The sequence below is a fragment of the Ensifer sp. 1H6 genome, from assembly GCF_001976035.1.
Taxonomy (GTDB): domain Bacteria; phylum Pseudomonadota; class Alphaproteobacteria; order Rhizobiales; family Rhizobiaceae; genus Ensifer; species Ensifer canadensis.
This window is the reverse complement of sequence record NZ_MOAI01000016.1, coordinates 139,102-158,037: the sequence shown is the minus strand read 5'-3', so window position 1 is coordinate 158,037 and position 18,936 is coordinate 139,102. Positions and strand designations below refer to the sequence as shown.

General features: G+C 61.6%; 22 protein-coding genes and 1 pseudogene. 16 read left to right on the top strand and 7 right to left on the bottom strand.

Annotation, left to right across the window (positions count from 1 at the left end; all coding sequences use genetic code 11):
* Window positions 1-49 precede the first annotated feature (49 nt).
* The 4 genes and pseudogenes from BKP54_RS19850 to BKP54_RS19835 form a co-directional block, all read right to left on the bottom strand.
* Window positions 50-760 carry an MOSC domain-containing protein gene (locus BKP54_RS19850; RefSeq protein ID WP_057208052.1) on the bottom strand — a complete coding sequence of 237 codons (711 nt, stop codon included), beginning with the start codon at window positions 758-760 and terminating at the stop codon, window positions 50-52.
* Window positions 750-1,457, bottom strand: a complete 708-nt coding sequence (locus tag BKP54_RS19845; RefSeq protein WP_198956849.1) for a glutamine amidotransferase — start codon at window positions 1,455-1,457, stop codon at window positions 750-752. The genes BKP54_RS19850 and BKP54_RS19845 overlap by 11 nt, the downstream gene beginning before the upstream one ends.
* Before the next feature lie 98 nt (window positions 1,458-1,555).
* Window positions 1,556-2,029 (bottom strand): annotated as a pseudogene (locus tag BKP54_RS19840) (TlpA disulfide reductase family protein); the annotation flags it as partial.
* A gap of 53 nt (window positions 2,030-2,082) precedes the next feature.
* Window positions 2,083-2,631, bottom strand: coding sequence for a peroxidase-related enzyme (locus BKP54_RS19835; RefSeq protein ID WP_057208047.1), 549 nt, complete (start codon window positions 2,629-2,631; stop codon window positions 2,083-2,085).
* Between the two features lie 94 nt (window positions 2,632-2,725).
* Here BKP54_RS19835 and BKP54_RS36610 point away from each other — a divergent pair, with 94 nt between their 5' ends.
* Window positions 2,726-3,019, top strand: a complete 294-nt coding sequence (locus tag BKP54_RS36610) for a hypothetical protein (protein WP_245317863.1) — start codon at window positions 2,726-2,728, stop codon at window positions 3,017-3,019.
* A gap of 25 nt (window positions 3,020-3,044) precedes the next feature.
* On the opposite strand, the gene BKP54_RS36605 is transcribed toward BKP54_RS36610, so the two are convergent.
* On the bottom strand, window positions 3,045-3,449 hold the full coding sequence (locus tag BKP54_RS36605) for a helix-turn-helix domain-containing protein (protein WP_245317862.1): 405 nt from the start codon (window positions 3,447-3,449) through the stop codon (window positions 3,045-3,047).
* A gap of 264 nt (window positions 3,450-3,713) precedes the next feature.
* Between BKP54_RS36605 and BKP54_RS19825 the strand changes: the two genes are divergently transcribed.
* From BKP54_RS19825 to BKP54_RS19805, 5 genes are all read left to right on the top strand, one after another.
* A complete protein-coding gene (locus BKP54_RS19825; RefSeq protein WP_107027273.1) occupies window positions 3,714-4,124 on the top strand; it encodes a pseudoazurin in 411 nt (136 codons plus the stop codon).
* Between the two features lie 113 nt (window positions 4,125-4,237).
* Window positions 4,238-4,789: an MgtC/SapB family protein gene (locus tag BKP54_RS19820; RefSeq protein WP_057208043.1), complete on the top strand. Its 552-nt coding sequence runs from the start codon at window positions 4,238-4,240 to the stop codon at window positions 4,787-4,789.
* 271 nt (window positions 4,790-5,060) lie between these two features.
* The gene (locus tag BKP54_RS19815) at window positions 5,061-5,612 is read left to right on the top strand and encodes a MaoC family dehydratase (RefSeq protein WP_025428732.1); all 552 of its coding nucleotides are present in this window, start codon (window positions 5,061-5,063) and stop codon (window positions 5,610-5,612) included.
* An 8-nt stretch (window positions 5,613-5,620) separates the two neighbouring features.
* A complete protein-coding gene (locus BKP54_RS19810; protein ID WP_025428733.1) occupies window positions 5,621-6,781 on the top strand; it encodes a CaiB/BaiF CoA-transferase family protein in 1,161 nt (386 codons plus the stop codon).
* Window positions 6,778-7,914: an ABC transporter substrate-binding protein gene (locus tag BKP54_RS19805; RefSeq protein ID WP_057208041.1), complete on the top strand. Its 1,137-nt coding sequence runs from the start codon at window positions 6,778-6,780 to the stop codon at window positions 7,912-7,914. The genes BKP54_RS19810 and BKP54_RS19805 overlap by 4 nt, the downstream gene beginning before the upstream one ends.
* Before the next feature lie 117 nt (window positions 7,915-8,031).
* Here BKP54_RS19805 and BKP54_RS19800 read toward each other — a convergent pair whose 3' ends face one another.
* Both BKP54_RS19800 and BKP54_RS19795 read right to left on the bottom strand, forming a co-directional pair.
* Window positions 8,032-8,868 (bottom strand): amidohydrolase, encoded by an 837-nt coding sequence (locus tag BKP54_RS19800; RefSeq protein WP_057208039.1) that lies wholly within the window; start codon window positions 8,866-8,868, stop codon window positions 8,032-8,034.
* A gap of 117 nt (window positions 8,869-8,985) precedes the next feature.
* The gene (locus BKP54_RS19795; RefSeq protein ID WP_057208037.1) at window positions 8,986-9,774 is read right to left on the bottom strand and encodes an IclR family transcriptional regulator; all 789 of its coding nucleotides are present in this window, start codon (window positions 9,772-9,774) and stop codon (window positions 8,986-8,988) included.
* 206 nt (window positions 9,775-9,980) lie between these two features.
* Here BKP54_RS19795 and BKP54_RS19790 point away from each other — a divergent pair, with 206 nt between their 5' ends.
* The 10 genes from BKP54_RS19790 to BKP54_RS19745 all read left to right on the top strand — a co-directional run bounded on the left by BKP54_RS19790 (window position 9,981) and on the right by BKP54_RS19745 (window position 18,918).
* Window positions 9,981-11,261 carry a sugar ABC transporter substrate-binding protein gene (locus tag BKP54_RS19790; RefSeq protein WP_225906524.1) on the top strand — a complete coding sequence of 427 codons (1,281 nt, stop codon included), beginning with the start codon at window positions 9,981-9,983 and terminating at the stop codon, window positions 11,259-11,261.
* A 179-nt stretch (window positions 11,262-11,440) separates the two neighbouring features.
* Window positions 11,441-12,337 (top strand): sugar ABC transporter permease, encoded by an 897-nt coding sequence (locus BKP54_RS19785; RefSeq protein WP_025428738.1) that lies wholly within the window; start codon window positions 11,441-11,443, stop codon window positions 12,335-12,337.
* Entirely contained in the window at window positions 12,337-13,203 is an 867-nt protein-coding gene (locus tag BKP54_RS19780; protein WP_025428739.1) for a carbohydrate ABC transporter permease, read from the top strand. Before BKP54_RS19785 ends, BKP54_RS19780 begins: the two co-directional genes overlap by 1 nt.
* 5 nt (window positions 13,204-13,208) lie before the next feature.
* Window positions 13,209-14,306, top strand: coding sequence for a sn-glycerol-3-phosphate ABC transporter ATP-binding protein UgpC (gene ugpC / locus BKP54_RS19775; RefSeq protein WP_025428740.1), 1,098 nt, complete (start codon window positions 13,209-13,211; stop codon window positions 14,304-14,306).
* A gap of 1 nt (window position 14,307) precedes the next feature.
* Complete coding sequence (locus BKP54_RS19770) at window positions 14,308-15,420, top strand: mandelate racemase/muconate lactonizing enzyme family protein (protein WP_057208031.1); 1,113 nt, start codon at window positions 14,308-14,310, stop codon at window positions 15,418-15,420.
* Window positions 15,421-15,430: 10 nt separating this feature from the next.
* Window positions 15,431-15,781, top strand: coding sequence for an L-rhamnose mutarotase (locus BKP54_RS19765; protein ID WP_057208030.1), 351 nt, complete (start codon window positions 15,431-15,433; stop codon window positions 15,779-15,781).
* A complete protein-coding gene (locus BKP54_RS19760) occupies window positions 15,774-16,853 on the top strand; it encodes a Gfo/Idh/MocA family oxidoreductase (RefSeq protein ID WP_057208028.1) in 1,080 nt (359 codons plus the stop codon). The genes BKP54_RS19765 and BKP54_RS19760 overlap by 8 nt, the downstream gene beginning before the upstream one ends.
* 2 nt (window positions 16,854-16,855) lie before the next feature.
* Window positions 16,856-17,302, top strand: a complete 447-nt coding sequence (locus tag BKP54_RS19755; protein WP_025428744.1) for a MaoC/PaaZ C-terminal domain-containing protein — start codon at window positions 16,856-16,858, stop codon at window positions 17,300-17,302.
* A gap of 10 nt (window positions 17,303-17,312) precedes the next feature.
* Window positions 17,313-18,047 (top strand): SDR family oxidoreductase, encoded by a 735-nt coding sequence (locus tag BKP54_RS19750; protein WP_057208026.1) that lies wholly within the window; start codon window positions 17,313-17,315, stop codon window positions 18,045-18,047.
* A 25-nt stretch (window positions 18,048-18,072) separates the two neighbouring features.
* Window positions 18,073-18,918: a fumarylacetoacetate hydrolase family protein gene (locus BKP54_RS19745; protein WP_057208024.1), complete on the top strand. Its 846-nt coding sequence runs from the start codon at window positions 18,073-18,075 to the stop codon at window positions 18,916-18,918.
* The last annotated feature ends 18 nt before the right edge of the window (window positions 18,919-18,936 follow it).

Here is an 18,936-nt window from a genome sequence, read left to right as displayed (position 1 = left end):
CACAGAGCAGGCTTTCTACGTTTGCCGGGCAAGCAAGCCGGGGCCACATCTACCCTTCGTGCTGGCCCTCAAGACGCCGCGTCCAGTCCTCGACCTTGCGGGTCGCCAGCCGCTTGATCGCGTAGTCGCGCCAGTTCGTCGGCAAGATATCGAGGTTGGCAATCTCCTGAAGGGCGTCCCGGTTCATCGTGTCGACGTAGAGGTAATGCCAGAGTCGCCTGATGGTCCAAGTCGGGTATCGGCGCTCGACCAGAGCGAGGGCGTCTTCCGCGCAAACGCGCCCTTCCTCGATCACGCGGTAGTACCATCCGGTGCGACCGGATTGCTGGACACGGCGGGCCATGTCGCTTTGACCGAAGCGCTTGTTCAGTTTCCAGCACGGCTGCCGGCCCTGGCTGACTTCGAGCAGGGCACGGCCCAGGCGAAACCGATCTCCGACGGCCACATCATCTTCCGTCAGTCCGGATGTCGACAGGTTTTCGCCGAACGCTCCAGGGTGATCGAGAACCGCTGCCGGGCCGATCTCCGACCGCCAGAGCCGGTAATGATCGCCGGGGTAGTGGTGCACAGCCTTCTCGATGCCGCCGTGTCGTTTAAGGTCGCCCTGGTGATCGCCAACGAAGCCGGTCGGCGACAGGTGCAACGCCCCGGCGACCGGCTTCTTGTCGATACCGCTTTGCGTCCCGCGTTCATCGATGGCGGTCAGTGAACCCACCAGCAATGCATTGAGGGCAATCGGCTTTATTTGCTCAGGCCGCATGCAACTGCTCCAACCATGCCGTCATCATCGAGTCGGCGGCCGTCGCTAGTGTGGCCCCGTATTGCGTCGCATCGTCGCGAAGTTTTCCGATGTCGATCTTTGCCGCCACCAGCTCGCAGGCGTGACCGACCAGCCACCGCTCAAACGCCACTCCCGCATCCGCCTCGGGGTGAAACTGAAGCCCGAGAATATTGTTGCCGATGGAAAACGCCTGCTGCACGGTCTTTGGGGTCGACGCCAGCAAAGTGGCGCCGGCGGGAAGATCGTAGGTATCGCCGTGCCAATGCAGCATCGGCACGCCATCCAGATGACGAAGCGGAGAAGCACGGCCGGCCTCGCTAAGGCTGATCGGGTCGAAACCGATCTCCTTGATCCCCAATGGAAAGACCCGCGCGCCGCTTGCGCGCGCAATCAGCTGCGCGCCAAGGCAGATGCCGAGGGTCGGCCGACCGGTCTTCAGTCGTGCTGCCAGCACCTCGACCTCCCGCTGCAGAAACGGGTAGGTCCGGTCCTCGTAGGCGCCGATCGGTCCGCCGAGTACAACGACAAGGTCGGGGGCGTCCGGCGCGAAATCCAGAAAATCGGCAGTTCCGACATCGCGGTATTCTATCCCGTAGTCAGCGCGAAGGGGAGCGGCAAAGGTGCCGAGATCCTCGAAATGAACATGCCTGATCACCAGGGCCGATTTCAGTGTCATCGCTTTCCTGTCTCTATTCGACGTGAAATCTCATCGGGAATTGCGCAGCCGTCAGTCGTGCAGCCGGCGATGTCCACCGGCACAGTCGTTGCCGGCAGCGGTTCTGCAAGTGCTGTCGCCAGCCAAGCTCCGACGAGCAGATCGTCCTCGATCCCGAATCGATGGTGGCGGACCTTGCCGTCGCGGCCAATGATAATGGTCGTGGGCGTGCCACGCATGCCGTAGCCCTGCATCGTGCGCGGTATCGGCGTATCGGGTGATGCCGCGTCGACGCCGATCGGAAAGCTTAGACGGTATTCGTGGATGAACGCCTTGAGGGCCTCCGGACCCATCGCCGTATGATGTTCGAGAACCGTGTGCAGGCCGATCACTTGGAGATCGGTGTCGCGAAACAGCCGCTGCACGCGCTGGGTCTGCGGCAATCCGTACGATACGCAGGCGGGGCAAAGCATCTGAAAGGCGTGGATGAAGACGACGCGTCCGCGCAGCATGCCGAGGCTCAGCGGCGTTGCGGTGTTGAACCAGTTGCTCACGTCCAGTTCCGGCGCCTGATTTGAGAGATCAGCGATCATGAGGCCATTCCTTTTGGGAGGGGCCGGGCAGGCAGGACCTGCCCGGCGGGATGTCAGGCCGCTTCGCGCACGAGCTTGACGCCGGGGAAATCGACCGGCACGGCGAGGGCCACGTTGATGTAGTTGGTGAAGAGATTGAGCGCCACGTGCGCGATGATCTCGACAATGTCCTGATCGTCGAAGCCGGCATTGCGCAACGCCTTGACGTCAGCATCCGAGACCTGACCGCGTTCGTCGACCAGGATGCGGACGAATGAAAGCACCGCCGCGGTCTTCGGATCAGCGGAGTGGCCGCGTTGGGCGTCAGCCATGTCCTGCGCTGTCGCGCCGGCCTTGCGGCCGAGAGCCGTATGCGCCGCCAGGCAATAGTGGCAATCATTGCGGTCAGCGACGGCGACGGCAATCTGCTCGCCGAGTTTGGCGCCGAGCCGGCCATTGCCAAGCGCGCCGAACGAACCCCACATGCTGGCAAGTGCCGCCGGGGAATTGGCCACCGCCTTGAACATGTTCGGTGTCGCGCCGAAGGCCGCGTGGATGCTGCCCAGCAGTTCTGCACTGGCACCGGTTGCCGTCTTGGGGTCAACTAGATTAATTCTGCTCATGGTTTTCTCTTTCTATTTGCATGGAGGGAGAAAATGCCGGTCCGCCGATGGCAGTCGACGGGCCGCGCCGACATCATCGGGGCCGAAAGCGCGCTTGAATGCGGTGAAATCCTTTGGTCCCGAGGGTGAAGCGGTTTGTCCTGGTGCCGACGTCAGCACGCTGGGGCGTGGCAGCGCCGGTGCATTGGTCGAAACAAATGATGGGTCGGTGGTGTCCTTCATTGCATCTGCCCCACCTCAGGCCGCGCCACGGTTGAATATCTTCCAGGCGGCGGCCTGGCTTGAGGCGTCTGCCGTTTCGTATTCGCCGCAATCGATGCGCAAATCCGCTTGGCCAAACGGTGCGTTGACGAAGGCGCAATGGTGCGGCTCTTTCGAACCCGGATAGGCATTGGGCTGGAAGTATCGGCAGTTCACACACATGCGTTGTTCCGGGATGGCGCCGGACGCCTGCAGCGTGCGGATGATCTTGACCAGATGAAGCAGCAGATCTTCCTGTCCGAGCGTCGATAGCGACGCAAAGGCAGCGTCTGTCGCGAGGCAATCATGCCGGCGCGGCGCACGGCGGCCTCGCCTTCGGCCGTCGCGGCCACCGCTACGGCCCGCGCATCCGAAGGGTCCGCCAGCTTCTCGACAAAACCCTTGCGCGTCAGTGCATTGATCGAATCCGTCGCAGTCGGTTGGCTGACGCCGAGATGGGCTGCGATCTGTTTGACGCGCATGCCAGCTTTGCCACGGCCCACCAGAAAGATCAGGATCTGCAGTTGTGTCGGGTTCAACCCGATCACGTCGGCTGCCGTCCATGCTTCGGTCCGCATCGCCGTCGCTATCCGTGCGAACCCGTCGCCTATGCGGTCGATAATTGCAGGCGGTGTCGTCGTGTTCTTTGCCATTCCTGATATATATAGGAGTCCTAATTAGTGTCAATTCACCGTCGCCGGGAATCCGCATCCAATTTGACGCGCATCAAATTAGGTGCACGGCCTTCGGACTAATACTGCGGCGAACAACCCAAGCACGGGCTGCTCGGTCAAACGGAGAAGACGATGTTGAAAGCAATCAAGAGCGGATTGGGCCTCGCAATGGCGGTCATGCTTATCGCTGCGCCCGCAACCGCCGCGGATTTCGAAGTGCACATGCTCAACAAGGGCAAGGAAGGCGCGATGGTGTTTGAACCTGCGTCGCTGAAGGTTGCGGCCGGCGACACGGTGACGTTCATCCCGACCGACAAGGGCCACAACGTCGAAACGATCAAGGGCATGATCCCGGATGGCGCAGAGGCATTCAAGAGCAAAATCAACGAAAACTACAAGGTGACCTTCACTGCACCCGGCATCTACGGCGTGAAATGCACGCCGCACTACGGCATGGGCATGGTCGGCGTGGTTCAGGTCGGCGACAGCCCGGCCAACCTCGCAGCGGCGAAGGGCGCCAAGAACCCGAAGAAGGCGCAGGAACGGCTGGACGCCGCATTCACAGCACTCGGCAACTAAAGCAAAGCCACACTGAAACGAGCGGGCGGGGACGGGCCGCTCGACGCGCGCCCACCGGGCGGAAGGCGGCGCCATCATGCGGAACCAATGCGAAGCACTCGCGTTGGTTCCGCATGGAGCAAATCGTAGCAGACATGTTTCCGCCGTCGCAGATTCCCTATCCGGTCATCTTCGCGCGCATTCTCGGGGCCTTGCTGATGGGCTCGATCATTGGCTTCGAGCGTGAAGCCAAAGCCCGCCCGGCCGGTCTCAAGACGCACATGCTCGTGTGCCTCGCCGCCTGCACCTTTGCAGTCATCTCGCTTGAAAGCGTCTATATGAAGGGCTTCATAGACGAGCGGGTCCGGATCGATCCCTTGCGCGTCGTTGAAGCGGTCACCGCGGGCGTCGCCTTTCTTGCGGCGGGCACCATCGTACTGTCGCGCGGACAGGTCCAGGGCCTGACGACCGGCGGTAGTCTGTGGTTGGCGGGCGCCATTGGCCTCGCTCTCGGCTTCGGCCACTGGATCATCGCTGCCTTTGCGACAGGATCCGCCTTTCTTGTTCTTTCCGTCGTCGGCAGGCTCGAAGCGGTAGTTGAGGAGGAAGAGCAACCCGGCCCTCAACCTCAGGCATCCAAGCCTCGCGACGAGAAGGTGAGCCGCATCCGCAAGAGCACCCGATAGATTTCGCATCCTGCGCCGCTTGGGACGGCACCATTTTTCACTCACCGCTCTGCAGCGTTTCTTTCGATCCATGGCTTTCTTGGCCGGCAGATCAGGCCGGGCGCAATGGTCATTTGCATCTTGCAAAAAGCCTCCATATGTGAACAGTATCTTTACATAAGAAAATTCATGGAGGAGATAATGCCCAACCAGCACAGCCGCGCCCATATGATAAGCGCGACCACTCGCTGCCAGCTGCCAATGCGGATACGAGCCAGCGCAGGGTTTTCTCATGAATGAATTCTCGCCAACCGTTGGCGTGTCTACGACACGCCCCACCGACATGCCGGAGGATCACGCTGCCCTTCCGGTGTGGAATGCCGAAAACTGGTTTTACGAGGATTGGCCGGTCGGCCAGCGCATCCGCTCGTTGCGCCGGACGATCTCCGAGAGCGACAGCCACCTGTTCAACACGCTGGTCGTCGACATCCACCCTTATGTCCAGGATCAGATGTTCGCGGAACGGGAAGGCATCTTCGGCCGCCGACTGGTGGCTGGCGCCTTCGTTTTTTCGGCCGGCCTCGGCCTCGTCGCCACCAACTGCGTCAACGCTTTTTCCTACGGCTATGACAAGCTGCGCTTCATCAAGCCGGTCTTTCTGGGCGACACGATCTACACGATCCGCACCAACATGGACAAAACACCGCGCTACAAGGAGCTTGGCCTGATCCGGGCCAGTTATCAGGTCTTCAAGAACGAGGGTGAGCTGGTGCTCTACTGCGAGCATCTGCAGACGGTGAAGTACAACAATCCGGCTGACTTCGTCGGCAAGACAGAGAAATAAGAACAGCGATGCACGAGGAAAACGAACTGCCTTTGGCCGGCCTTGTCGTCGTCGACATGAGCCAGTTTCTCTCCGGTCCCTATTGCTCTCTACGGCTGATGGACCTGGGCGCGCGCGTCATCAAGATCGAGCGCCCGGATGGCGGCGATCTATCGCGCCGCCTCTATCTCAGCGACACCGAGATCGGTGGCGATTCCACCATCTTCCATGCGATCAATCGCGCTAAGGAAAGTCTGGCAATCGATCTCAAGGACGAATCCGATGTCGCGGCGCTGAAGGCGCTGCTCGCCAAGGCCGACGTCCTGATCCAGAACTTCCGACCTGGCGTCATTCAACGGCTGGGCTTGGACTACGAGGCCGTTCGGGCGATCAACCCGCGCATCGTCTACGCTTCGATCAGCGGTTATGGAGAGGAGGGCCCTTGGGTCAAGCGGCCCGGTCAGGACCTGCTGGCGCAGGCGCGCTCCGGCGTGATGTGGTTGAACGGCGACGAAGCGCAAGGGCCGGTCCCCTTCGGTCTTGCCATTGGCGATATGCTTGCCGGCGCTGCAGCCGCCCAGGGCATTCTTGCTGGTCTCGTCCGCCGCGGCATCTCCGGCAAGGGCAGCCTGATTGAAACCAGCCTGCTCGAAGCGCTGGTCGACTTCCAGTTCGAGGTGCTGACGACCCATCTCAACGACGGCAGGCGGCTGCCGAAGCGCTCGGATTTCCGCAGCGCCCACGCCTATCTGTCGGCGCCCTACGGGGTCTACCCCGCCAAGGACGGCTACCTCGCGATCGCGATGACGCCGATCTCGAAACTTGCCGACCTCCTGGAGATGCCGCAGCTCGCGCCCTATTGCGACGACCCGTCTTCGTGGTTTTCCGCAAGAGACGAGATCAAGGCCCTGATCGCCGAGCGCATCGGCGAAAACACGGTGGACCATTGGCTGGCCGTGCTCGAGCCGGCCGACATCTGGTGCGCTCGCGTGCTCAACTGGAACGAACTGCTGGAAAGCGACGGCTTCCGCACCCTTGACATGCTGCAGACGGTCAACCGCGAAGACGACGTGTCAATCCTGACCACGCGTTCGCCGCTGCGGGTCAACGGTCGGCGCGCCCAGGTCGATCGCGCTGCCCCCAGAATCGGCGAACACAGTGCATCGATCCGCAAGGAGTTCGGCCTATGACCGTCACCCTCAAGGGCATGACGTGGAGCCATCCACGCGGTTACGACCCCATGGTGGCGTGTTCGAGACTCTGGCAGGAAAAGACCGGGGTTGCCATCCATTGGGAGAAGCGCTCGCTGCAGGATTTCGAGACCTATCCGGTCGAGGAGCTCGCCAAGGCATACGATCTGATCGTTATCGATCACCCGCATGTCGGGCAGATCACCAATGAAGGGTGCCTTGCGCCTCTTGATGTGGCCGGTCGAGAAGCGGAACGTTCCGTGCTTGCAGCCGGGTCGGTCGGGCAATCCTATCCGAGTTACAGCTGGAACGGGCGCCAATGGGCCTTTCCGATCGATGCCGCGGCACAGGTCCAGGCCTGGCGCCCTGATCTCGGAGAGCGTGTTTCGAGCTGGTCCGGCATGTTGGACCTCGCGCGCAAGGGTGCGGTGCTGCTGCCGCTGCGACCGCCGCATTCGCTGATGAGCTTCTACACGCTCTGCGGCAATCTCGGTCACCCCTGCGCAGTGAGCGGACAAGCGGACCTGGTGGACCGTGACGGAGGCGTTGCCGCCTTCGAGATGCTCTCCGAGCTTGTATCGCTGATCGACCCCGCCTGCTTCGCGATGGATCCGATCGCGGTGCTGGAGGCGATGTCGGCCCCGGAGGCAAAAGCCGCCTGCGCGCCGTTAATCTACGGCTACGTCAGCTACTCGGTTGCCGGTTTCCGGCCGTCGCTCATCCGGTTTGGCGACATTCCGGTCGCCGGCCAGCATGGCCCAAGCGGTTCGGCGCTTGGCGGAACGGGCATTGCCGTCTCCGGCTTCTCGTCGTCCATCGACGCCGCGACCGACTTTGCCTATTGGGTTGCAAGCGGTGCGGTCCAGCGCCAGGCCTACGCCTTTGGCGGCGGACAGCCGGGACACGGCGACGCCTGGGACGACGATGCGGTGAACGCGGCGACATCAAACTTTTATCGCGCGACCCGTGCGACGCTCGAAACCGCCTGGGTGCGTCCCCGACACGATGGTTACATGCCGTTCCAGCAGGCGGCCTCGGATCGCATCAATGACGGGCTATTGCGCAAGGAGATGGCGCGACAGGTCGTTGACGATCTCAACCGGCTTTTCACCGAAAGCTTCGCGGCGGCGTAAAGAGAAACACCGGAGATAAGCGATCGGCTCATCTCCGGTGTTCAGCAAAAAAGGCCGACCTAGCGGTTTCAGGCTTTGTCGTGAGGGTGGGTGGCCACAATGGGCCGCGTTGCTTCCTTACGCGAGATTCCAGATTCGACGTGCGTTTGCCGACAGCAGCTTTGTCCGCTCGTCCGGACTGCAGTGCTCCAGCAACGCGTGAGTGGTCGCAACCCAGGTTGAAAGGTTGGCGCCGAGCGTGCAGACGGGCCAATCGCTGCCCCAGACGACGCGGTCCCAGCCGAGAGTAGCGATCGTATGCTCGACGTAAGGTCGTAGCGTCTCGACATTCCAGCTTTCATCCGCATAGGCGACGACGCCGGATATCTTGGCAACCACGTTCGGCCGCTTTGCGATCTCGCGCATATGGTCACGCCAGGGATGTTCGGCGCCGTTGCGGATATCGGGAACGCCGCAATGGTCGAGCACGAACTGCAGATCGGGCACGAGATCGGCAAGGGCAATCGCTTTGGGGATCTGGTGCGGCAGGACGCAGAGATCGAAGGTAAAACGGTTACCGCCAAGCCGCCTGATGTTCTCGCGGAAGAGGGCGCCGTCCGACAAATCGTCCGGGACCACATGCAGGACACGGCGAAACCCCTTGACGAGGGGATCGTCCTGTTGCCGTTCGAGATAGGCGGCAAAGCCGTCCTCTTCCGGCCGGCACGCGGCAATTGCCCCCTTGAGCAGACTGCCCGCTCTTTGCGAGAGTTGCCGAACTTCTGACGTCTCCAGCTCCATTTCGCCGGGATCGACGTCAACTTCCATGTGCAACGCCGTGCCGATGCCGACACGCCGGGCCTCCGCCTCATAGGTCGAATAGAGGAAATCCCGATCCAGCGCCGGGACGCCCGTCAGCCAGGGATAGGTCAACGCGGACTTGTTGATGAGATGCAGATGGGTATCAACGATCACGATGCGGCTTCCTCCATACGCCTCACACTCTCACACGAGAAGAGATCATTCAAATAAGAAATTGACAGTATGCAGCGATCGCGGACGTCGTGTGCCGACCGTAGATCCGGCACCTGCTCATTCCGACGATTGCGCCACATCCGATCCCGCGAGCACCGAAAGCTGTGTTGCCGCGCTGCGCAGGAGCGAGATCGTCTCGGTGATATCAGGCGCAGATGGCGCATTGACCAGCGCAATATAGGGAATGGTCAATGCCGCGATGCCACGGCCGTCAGGCCCGAGAATGGGCGCCGAGAGGTTGTAGACGCCGGCCGTCTGGGCGCTTGCCATCATTTCGTAGCCACGCTCGCGGATCTGGTCGAGCCGGGCATAGAATTCCGGACCAAGCAAGATCTCGTCCTTGCTGCGCGCGTGCTCGGCGATCATCATTTCCCGCTCCTCCGGCGTGCGGAAGGCGAGCAGGATGTGACCGGAGCCAGTATCGAACAGGCTGATGTGCGAGCCGACCCTGATTGAGATACCCCAGTAATCAGGCGCTTCCTGCTGGGCGATGACCACGGCCGAGCCGCGATCGAACACGGCCAACTGGTTGGCCTGCTTCGACCGCTGGGCAAGATCGCGCATCAGTGGCGTCGCATAGGAGGCCAGCCGCCGCACCGGTGCGTGAAGCTGGGCCAGGCCGAAAAGCTTCAACGTCAGGGAATAGCGATCGCCATCGATTCGCGTGACGTAGCCGCGGCGCACGAGCCGGTCGAGCATCCGGTAGAATTCGTTCGGGCTCCGATTGAGCCTTTTCGATATTTCCGCCTGCGTCAGGCCTCCATCGACGCTCGCCAGCAGTTCGAGAATATCAAGTCCCTTGTCCAGCGCGGGGGCGCGGTAGCGATCGGACTCTTCGGTGTCCATGGGCGTCCTCCTTAGTGAATATCGATATCCATATACGCAGAGAAAGCCGCCGACAAAAGAAAGTTCACCCTTGACGAGCGATAAAATTGTTGTTTGTATATGAATTAGTTTCTCACAAATGAGAAATGCGGGCCGGGATGAGGGCGCGCTACAGTGGAGGAGAGGTTATGAACAGGCTGCTTTCCGGCGTCTCGGCCGGAGTCATCATGCTTGCCTGCGCAGTGGGAGCGGCCAGCGCCGCGGAACTGCCCGGCAAGTTCGAAGGCGTCACCATCGACGCCAAGCTGATCGGCGGACAGCAATACGAAAAGCTCTATGAGCGCATCGCCGAATGGGAGAAGGCGACCGGCGCCAAGGTCAATATCCTGTCGAAGAAGAATCACTTCGAACTCGACAAGGAGATCAAGTCGGATATCGCCACGGGCGGTATCAGCTGGTGCGTCGGTTCCAACCACTCTTCCTTCGCCCCGCAATACCCCGACATCTATACCGATCTCCTGGCACTGCTTCCGCCGGAAGAAATCGCAAAGTTCGTGCCGGCTGTCATCGACGCCTCGACGCTCGGCGGCAAGCTCGTCATGCTTCCACGCGCGCAGTTCGACGTGTCGGCGCTCTACTATCAAAAGAGCCTCTACCAGGACGATGCCAAGAAGGCCGCCTTCAAGGAAAAATACGGCTACGACCTCACGCCGCCGGATACCTGGGCGCAGGTCAGCGACCAGGCAGAATTCTTCGCGGCCCCGCCGAACTTCTACGGTACGCAGTTTGCCGGCAAGGAAGAGGCCATCAATGGCCGCTTCTATGAAATGCTGGTCGCCGAAGGTGGCGAATACCTCGACAAGGATGGACGTCCGGCCTTCAATTCCGAAGCCGGCATCCGGGCGCTCGACTGGTTCGTCAAGCTCTACAAGGACAAGGCCGTTCCTCCGGGCACGACCAACTACCTCTGGGACGATCTCGGCCAGGGCTTTGCTTCCGGCTCGATCGCCGTCAATCTCGATTGGCCTGGCTGGGCGAGCTTCTTCAACGATCCGAAGTCGTCGAAGGTTGCCGGCAATGTCGGCGTCAAGGTTCAGCCGGCAGGTTCCTCGGGCAAGCGCACGGGCTGGTCCGGGCACCACGGCTTCTCGGTCACCGAGGACTGCGCCAACAAGGAAGCGGCAGCTTCGCTCGTCTGGTGGCTGACCAACGAGGATAGCCAGAAGCTGGAATCGGCGACCGGTCCGCTGCCGACGCGCACCGCCGTCTGGGAATACAACATCAAGGCCGCCGAGGGCGATGCCTACAAGACTGAGGTGTTGCAGGCTTTCCAGGAAGCGGCAAAGCATGCATTCCCGGTTCCGCAGACTGCAGAATGGATCGAAATCTCCAACGCCGTCTATCCTGAACTCCAGGCCGCCATCCTCGGCGACAAGACGTCGAAGGAAGCGCTCGACACTGCCGCCGAAAAGGCGACCGGCATCCTGGAAGACGCAGGAAAGCTCTGAGTAGAGACAGGAAGGCGGCGCCGATACCAAGGTGTCGGCGCCGCCTTCGTCATTTACTGCGTAACTCCCTGGATCGGAAATGGTCAGGAAGGATTATGCAGCAAGTTTAATGCCTTGCAGCGTCTTTTTCGCGTCATATCTGACGCGCGGCACTGTGATGTCACCCTCAGGAATGCCTGATGAAGCTCAAGAAACTGTCCGCACCGGTCCTTCTGCTGCTACCGGCCTTTGTCGTGCTGGCAGCGGTCATCGTGGTGCCGTTGCTCTTCTCCTTCTATTCGAGCTTCACGCCGTTCCGGCTGACCAAGCCTGAATCGCTCTGGATCTTCGTCGGTCTGCGCAACTACATCACCGTGCTGAGCAACTGGGATTTCTGGGTCGCTTTCGGCCGCACCGTCCTTCTGCTCACCGTCGCACTGAACACGGAGATGCTGCTTGGCCTCGGCCTCGCGCTCCTTGTCAACAAGGCCACCCACGGCCAGCGGCTGCTGCGCACCATCATGATGTTCCCGATGATGTTTTCACCGGTGCTCGTCGGCTTCCAGTTCAAATTCATGTTCAACGACAACATCGGTTTCGTGAACAATGCGCTGCAGTCGCTCGGGCTGACGGACCGCGCCATCCCCTGGCTGATTGACGGCAACCTCGCGCTGATCTCGATCATCATTGCCGAGGTCTGGTCGTCGACTGCGGTCTTCGCGATCCTCATTCTTGCCGGTCTTCTGGCGATGCCGAAGGACCCGGTCGAGGCGGCGCATGTCGATGGCTGCACGCCATGGCAGACATTCCGCTACGTCACCTGGCCCTATCTCATGCCTTTTGCCTTCATCGCCATGACGATCCGCTCGCTCGACGTCGCCCGCGCCTATGACATCGTGAAGATCATGACCGATGGCGGCCCGGCCAAGCGCACCGAGCTTCTGTGGACCCTGATCGGCCGCACGGCCTACGCCGACGCCCGCATGGGGATGGCCAACGCCATGGCCTATGTCGCCATCCTGCTGTCGATCGTCTTCACCGTCTATTTCTTCCGCAAGCTCGCCGCCGCGCGCCAGCAGATCGGAGCCGAGTGGTAATGGATATCAATTCGTCACATCGCCTGCGCCGGCGCCTCCTGAAGACGGCGCATCTGATCGGGCTGTTTCTCGCAATGGCCGTGATCTGCCTGCCGGGCCTCTGGATCGTGCTGTCGTCGTTGCGCCCGACCGTCGAGATCATGGCAAAGCCGCCGGTCTGGATCCCGGAAAGCATTTCGCTGGATGCCTACCGCGCCATGTTCGCCGGCGCCGGGCAGGGCGGGGTTCCCGTCTGGGACTACTTCCGCAACTCTCTCATCATCTCCGTCACGTCGACGGTGATCGCTCTGGCGATCGGCATGGCCGGTGGTTATGCCTTTGCCCGTTACCGCTTCAAGGCAAAGTCGGCGATTTTCCTCGGCTTCATGCTGACGCGCGCCGTTCCCGGCATCGCGTTGTCCCTCCCGCTCTTCATGATCTATGCCCGCACCGGCATCATCGACACGCATTTCTCGCTGATCCTGACCTATGTCGCGCTGAACGTGCCCTTCACTATCTGGCTGATCGACGGCTTCTTCCGTCAGGTACCGAAGGATCTGGCGGAAGCCGCCCAGATCGACGGCTGCACACCCTGGCAGGCATTCTGGCAGGTGGAGTTTCCGCTTGCTGGCCCCGGCATTGCCTCCGCGGGCATCTTCGCCTTCCTCACGTCCTGGAATGAATATGCTCTGGCCTCGCAGATCACCCGCTCGGTCAACTCGAAAACTCTGCCCGTCGGCCTGCTCGACTACACCGCCGAGTTCACGATCGACTGGCGCGGTATGTGCGCGCTCGCCGTGGTCATGATCGTCCCGGCGCTCACGCTCACCTTCATCATTCAAAAGCACCTCGTTTCGGGCCTCACCTTCGGCGCGGTGAAAGGATAACATTCATGGCTCCTGTCACCCTCAGGAAACTGGTCAAACGCTATGGCGCGCTCGAAGTCGTTCACGGCATCGATCTCGAGGTGAAAGACCGCGAGTTCATCGCCCTGGTCGGCCCGTCCGGTTGCGGCAAATCGACGACGCTGCGCATGATCGCCGGCCTCGAAGATGTCAGCGGCGGAGCCATCGAGATCGGTGGCCGCAAGGTCAACGACCTGCCGCCGCGCGCCCGCAACATCTCGATGGTCTTCCAGTCCTACGCGCTCTATCCGCATATGACGGTCGCCGAGAACATGGGTTTCTCGCTGAAGATCGCCGGCCGCTCTACTGACGACATCAAGGCGCGCGTCGATGAGGCTGCGACCATTCTCGATCTCGGCCATCTGCTGGAACGTCGCCCGTCGCAGCTGTCCGGCGGCCAGCGCCAGCGCGTGGCGATGGGCCGTGCGATCGTGCGCCAGCCCGACGTCTTCCTGTTCGACGAGCCGCTGTCCAACCTCGACGCCAAGCTGCGCACCCAGGTGCGCACCGAAATCAAGAAGCTGCATGCCCGCATGCAGGCGACGATGATCTATGTGACGCATGACCAGGTCGAGGCGATGACGCTTTCCGATCGCATCGTCATCATGCGCGACGGCCATATCGAACAGGTCGGAACACCGGAAGAAGTCTTCCAGAAACCCGCGACGAAGTTTGTTGCCGGCTTCATCGGCTCGCCGCCGATGAACATGGACGAGGCCGTGGTCGACCATGGCCAGCTGGTGTTTGCGACCGGCGTCCGTCTGCCCATCCCGCCGCGGTTTGTCGGCGCGCTCCGCGCCGGCCAGAAGGTCACATTCGGCCTGCGGCCCGATGATATCTACCCCACGGGCCATGGCCTTCATGCCGGCGATGCCGCTGCCGTGCACGAGGTTGAGCTGCCCGTCACCATCACCGAGCCGCTCGGCAACGAGACGCTGGTGTTCATCCAATTCAATGGCCGCGACTGGGTTTCGCGCATGCTCAATCCGCGTCCGCTTCGCTCAGGCGAAAGTGTGCGCATGAGCTTCGATCTCTCCCGCGCCCATCTCTTCGACATCGAGACAGGAAAGGCTCTGGAAGGCTGACATGGCAAGGATCGAGAAAATTGAACTGCGTATGGTCGATCTGCAGCCGAAGGTGAAGCGGACCGACGCGATCCAGAGCTTCGTCAGCCAGGAAACGCCGATCGTCACGATCACGGATTCCGACGGCGCGACCGGGACGGGCTACAGCTACACGATCGGCACGGGCGGTTCCTCCGTCATGCGCCTGCTGTCCGACCACCTCGTTCCGATCCTGATCGGCGAGGACGTCGATTGCATCGAAGCCATCTGGCACAAGATGGAATTTGCCACCCATGCGACGACGATCGGCCCGATAACGGCGCTGGCACTCGCTGCCGTCGACACCGCCCTTTGGGACCTGCGCGCACGGAAACAGAAGCTGCCGCTCTGGAAGCTTGCCGGTGGCGCCAAGGACAGTTGCCCGCTCTACACCACCGAAGGCGGTTGGCTGCATATCGAAAAGGAAGCCCTCGTCGAGGATGCGCTTCAGGCCAAGGCCAAGGGTTTTTCCGGCTCCAAGGTCAAGATCGGCAAGCCGCACGGCTCCGAGGACTATGATCGCCTGTCGGCGATGCGCAAAGCGCTCGGTGATGGCTTCGAGATCATGACCGACTGTAACCAGGGTTTTACCGTTGACGAGGCGATCCGCCGGGCCGCTCGGCTGAAGGAGTTGGATCTCGCCTGGATCGAGGAGCCGCTGCCGGCCGACGATCTCGACGGCCACATCCGCCTGACACGCTCGACCCCGACCCCGATCGCCGTCGGCGAATCCATGTATTCGATCCGGCATTTCCGTGAGTACATGCAGAAGGGGGCCTGCTCGATCGTCCAGGTCGACGTCGCCCGCATCGGCGGCATCACGCCTTGGCTGAAGGTCGCGCACGCTGCTGAGGCTTTCGATATTCCGGTCTGCCCGCATTTCCTGATGGAACTGCATGTCAGCCTTGTCTGCGCCGTGCCGAACGGCAAATATGTCGAATACATTCCGCAGCTCGATGAACTGACAACCAAGGGCATGGAGATCCGTAACGGACGCGCCATTGCGCCGTCTGAAGCCGGCATCGGCATTGCCTGGGACTGGGATGCTGTGAAGGCGCGCTCGATCAACGAGTTCACCCGGGAATTCGTGAAGTAGGGAGGCCGCCATGCAACGAATGGGAATGGTGATCGGTCTTCAGCCCGACAAGATCGCCGAATACAAGACGCTGCACGCTGCCGTCTGGCCGGAGATCCTTACGCTGATCTCCGAATGCAACGTCACGAATTACTCCATCTTCCTCAAGGAGCCGGAAAACCTGCTGTTCGGCTACTGGGAATATGTCGGCGAGGATTTCGCAGCCGACATGGCCAGGATGGCCGCGCACCCGAAGAACCAGGAATGGTGGTCGGTTTGCATGCCATGCCAGAAGCCGCTCGAAACGCGCGGGGATGGCGAGTGGTGGGCGATGCTGGAGGAAGTCTTCCACCACGACGGAAAGGTCTTGCATCGTGACTGACCAGTTCGATCCGACGTCGCTGCAGCAATCCTGGCCGACACCCGAAAAACCGCGCCCGATCGTCATCTTCGGCGCCGGCAGCATTGTCGGTGATGCGCATCTTCCGGCCTATCGCAAGGCAGGCCTTCCCGTCGCCGGCATCTTCGATCCCGATGTCAAGAAGGCGGCGTCGCTTGCTGCCGAATGGGGCATCCGAGCGTTTGCGACCGAGACCGAGGCGCTGGCAATCCCAGATGCGATCTTCGATCTGGCGACGCCGCCGGCAGCGCATGCTGCAATCCTGTCGAAACTGCCAGTAGGATCGGGCGCCCTGATCCAGAAGCCGATGGGCGCAGATCTGGCAGCAGCCACGGAGATCCTCAACATCTGCCGTGACCGGCAATTGCAGGCGGCAGTCAATTTCCAGCTTCGCTTTGCCCCGATGATGCTGGCGCTGCGCGACGCGATCGAAAAAGGCTATCTCGGCCAGATCGTCGACTTCGATGCGTGGCTTGCACTTGCCACGCCCTGGGGTCTCTGGCCGTTCCTCAAAGGGTTGCCGCGGATCGAGATCGCCATGCACTCGATCCATTATCTCGACCTGATCCGCGGACTGCTCGGCAATCCCGACGGTGTGCACGCCAAGACGATCGGCCATCCCAATCATGAGGTGGCGCAGACCCGCACGGCCGCCATTCTCGACTACGGCGACCAGGTGCGCTGCGTGCTTTCGGTCAATCACGACCATGATTTCGGCCGCAAGTTCCAGGCCTGCGAGTTCCGTATCTCGGGAACCGAGGGGGCGGCATACGTCAAGCTGGGCGTCAATCTCGACTATCCGCGCGGCGAGCCCGACGAACTGTGGATCCGGCCAGCCGGTGGCACGGAATGGGTGGAGGTGCCGCTCAACGGCGCCTGGTTCCCAGACGCTTTTGCCAATCGCATGGCCAACCTGCAACGCTTCGTTAGTGGCGAGGACGAGCAGCTGATCGGCGCAGTCGACGACGCCTGGCAGACGATGGCGCTGGTCGAGGCCGCCTACCAATCCAGCGCGCGGCCTGCAACCGCGATCGCGCCACTTCCCGGACGTTGACGATGTTGGAACAGACAATCCATTTCGAAGACTATGAACTCGGCCATGTCAGGTTGAGCACAGGCCGTACGATCACCGAGACCGACTTCGTGGTCCATGCCGGGCATACGGGCGACTTCTTCCCGCACCACATGGACGCGGAATTCGCCAAAACCTTGCCCGGCGGCCAGCGGATCGCCCATGGCACCATGATCTTTTCCATCGGCGTCGGCCTGACGGCGTCGCTGATCAATCCCGTCGCCTTTTCTTATGGCTATGATCGGTTACGGTTCGTGCGTCCGGTTCATATCGGCGACACCATCCGCACCCGCGTGACGATCTCCGCCAAGGAGGACGATCCGAAGCGGCCGAAGGCGGGACGTGTCGTCGAACGGTGCGAAGTTATCAACCAGCGTGGCGAGGTCGTCCTCGCCGCCGATCATATCCTGGTCGTCGAACGCAAAGCATGAGGGGTCAACAATGACAACGGGTCTTTCGGGTAAGGTCGTCCTTATCACCGCCGCAGCCCAGGGCATCGGCCGCGCCACCGCGCTTGCCTTTGCCAAGGCCGGCGCCAAGGTGCATGCCACCGACATCAACACCGAGGCACTCGCAGCGCTGGCCGCAGAAGCCTCTGTTGAAACCCATCGGCTCGACGTTCTCGACCCAGGCGCTGTCGAGGCGCTGGTTGAGAAGATCGGTCAGGTCGACGTGCTCTTCAATTGCGCCGGTTTCGTGCATGCCGGCTCGATCCTCGACATGAAGGATGCCGACCTTGAATTCGCCTTCGACCTCAACGTCAAGGCGATGATCCGCACCATCCGGGCCGTGTTGCCGGGCATGCTTTCGCGCAAGGACGGCTCGATCATCAACATGGCTTCGGTTGCGTCCAGCATCAAGGGCGTGCCGAACCGCTTTGCCTATGGCGTGACCAAGGCGGCCGTCATCGGCCTGACCAAATCCGTTGCCGCCGACTATGTCGCCGACGGCATCCGCTGCAATGCCATCTGCCCTGGTACGGTCGAAAGCCCATCGCTGCAGGATCGCATGCGGGCACAGGGCGATTACGACGCGGCGCGGGCCGCCTTCATCGCCCGTCAGCCGATGGGCCGGATCGGCACGCCGGAAGAGATCGCCGATCTCGCCCTCTACCTCGCCGGCGCGACCTATACCTCCGGGCAGGCCTATGCCATCGATGGCGGCTGGACCATCTGAGCACTCAAATCAGGGATATGACACCATGAAACTTCTTCGTTATGGCGAACCGGGGCAGGAAAAGCCTGCAATCATCGACGCGAGCGGCACGCTTCGCGATCTTTCCGGCCATGTCGCCGACTTCTCGGGAGCAGCGCTGGATCCTGCCAAGTTGGCGGAGCTGGCCAAGCTCGATCTTGCCAGCCTTCCGGCTGTGGCCGGCAGCCCGCGCCTCGGCCCTTGCGTCGCTGGCACCGGCAAATTCATCTGCATCGGCCTCAACTATTCCGACCATGCCGCCGAAACGGGTGCGACCGTTCCCTCCGAGCCGATCATCTTCATGAAGGCGACGTCGGCCATCGTCGGTCCGAACGATGACCTCGTCATTCCGCGCGGCTCCGAGAAGACCGACTGGGAAGTCGAACTCGGCGTCGTCATCGGCCGCAAGGCGAAGTATGTCAGCGAAGCCGAAGCCCTCGACTATGTCGCCGGCTATTGCACGGTCCACGACGTGTCAGAGCGCGCGTTCCAGATCGAGCGCCAGGGACAGTGGACCAAGGGCAAGTCCTGCGACACCTTCGGCCCGACCGGCCCATGGCTGGTGACGAAGGACGAGATTCCGGATCCGCAGAACCTGCCGATGTGGCTCAAGGTCAACGGCGAGACGATGCAGAACGGCTCATCCAAGACCATGGTCTATGGTGTCGCCTATCTCGTCTCCTACCTGTCGCAGTTCATGTCGCTGCAGCCGGGCGACATCATTTCGACCGGTACGCCGCCGGGCGTCGGCATGGGCATGAAGCCGCCGCGTTACCTCAAGGCCGGCGATGTCGTCGAACTCGGCATCGAAGGTCTCGGCACCCAGAAGCAGTCCGTACGCGCGGACGACTGATCTATTCTCATTGGAGCA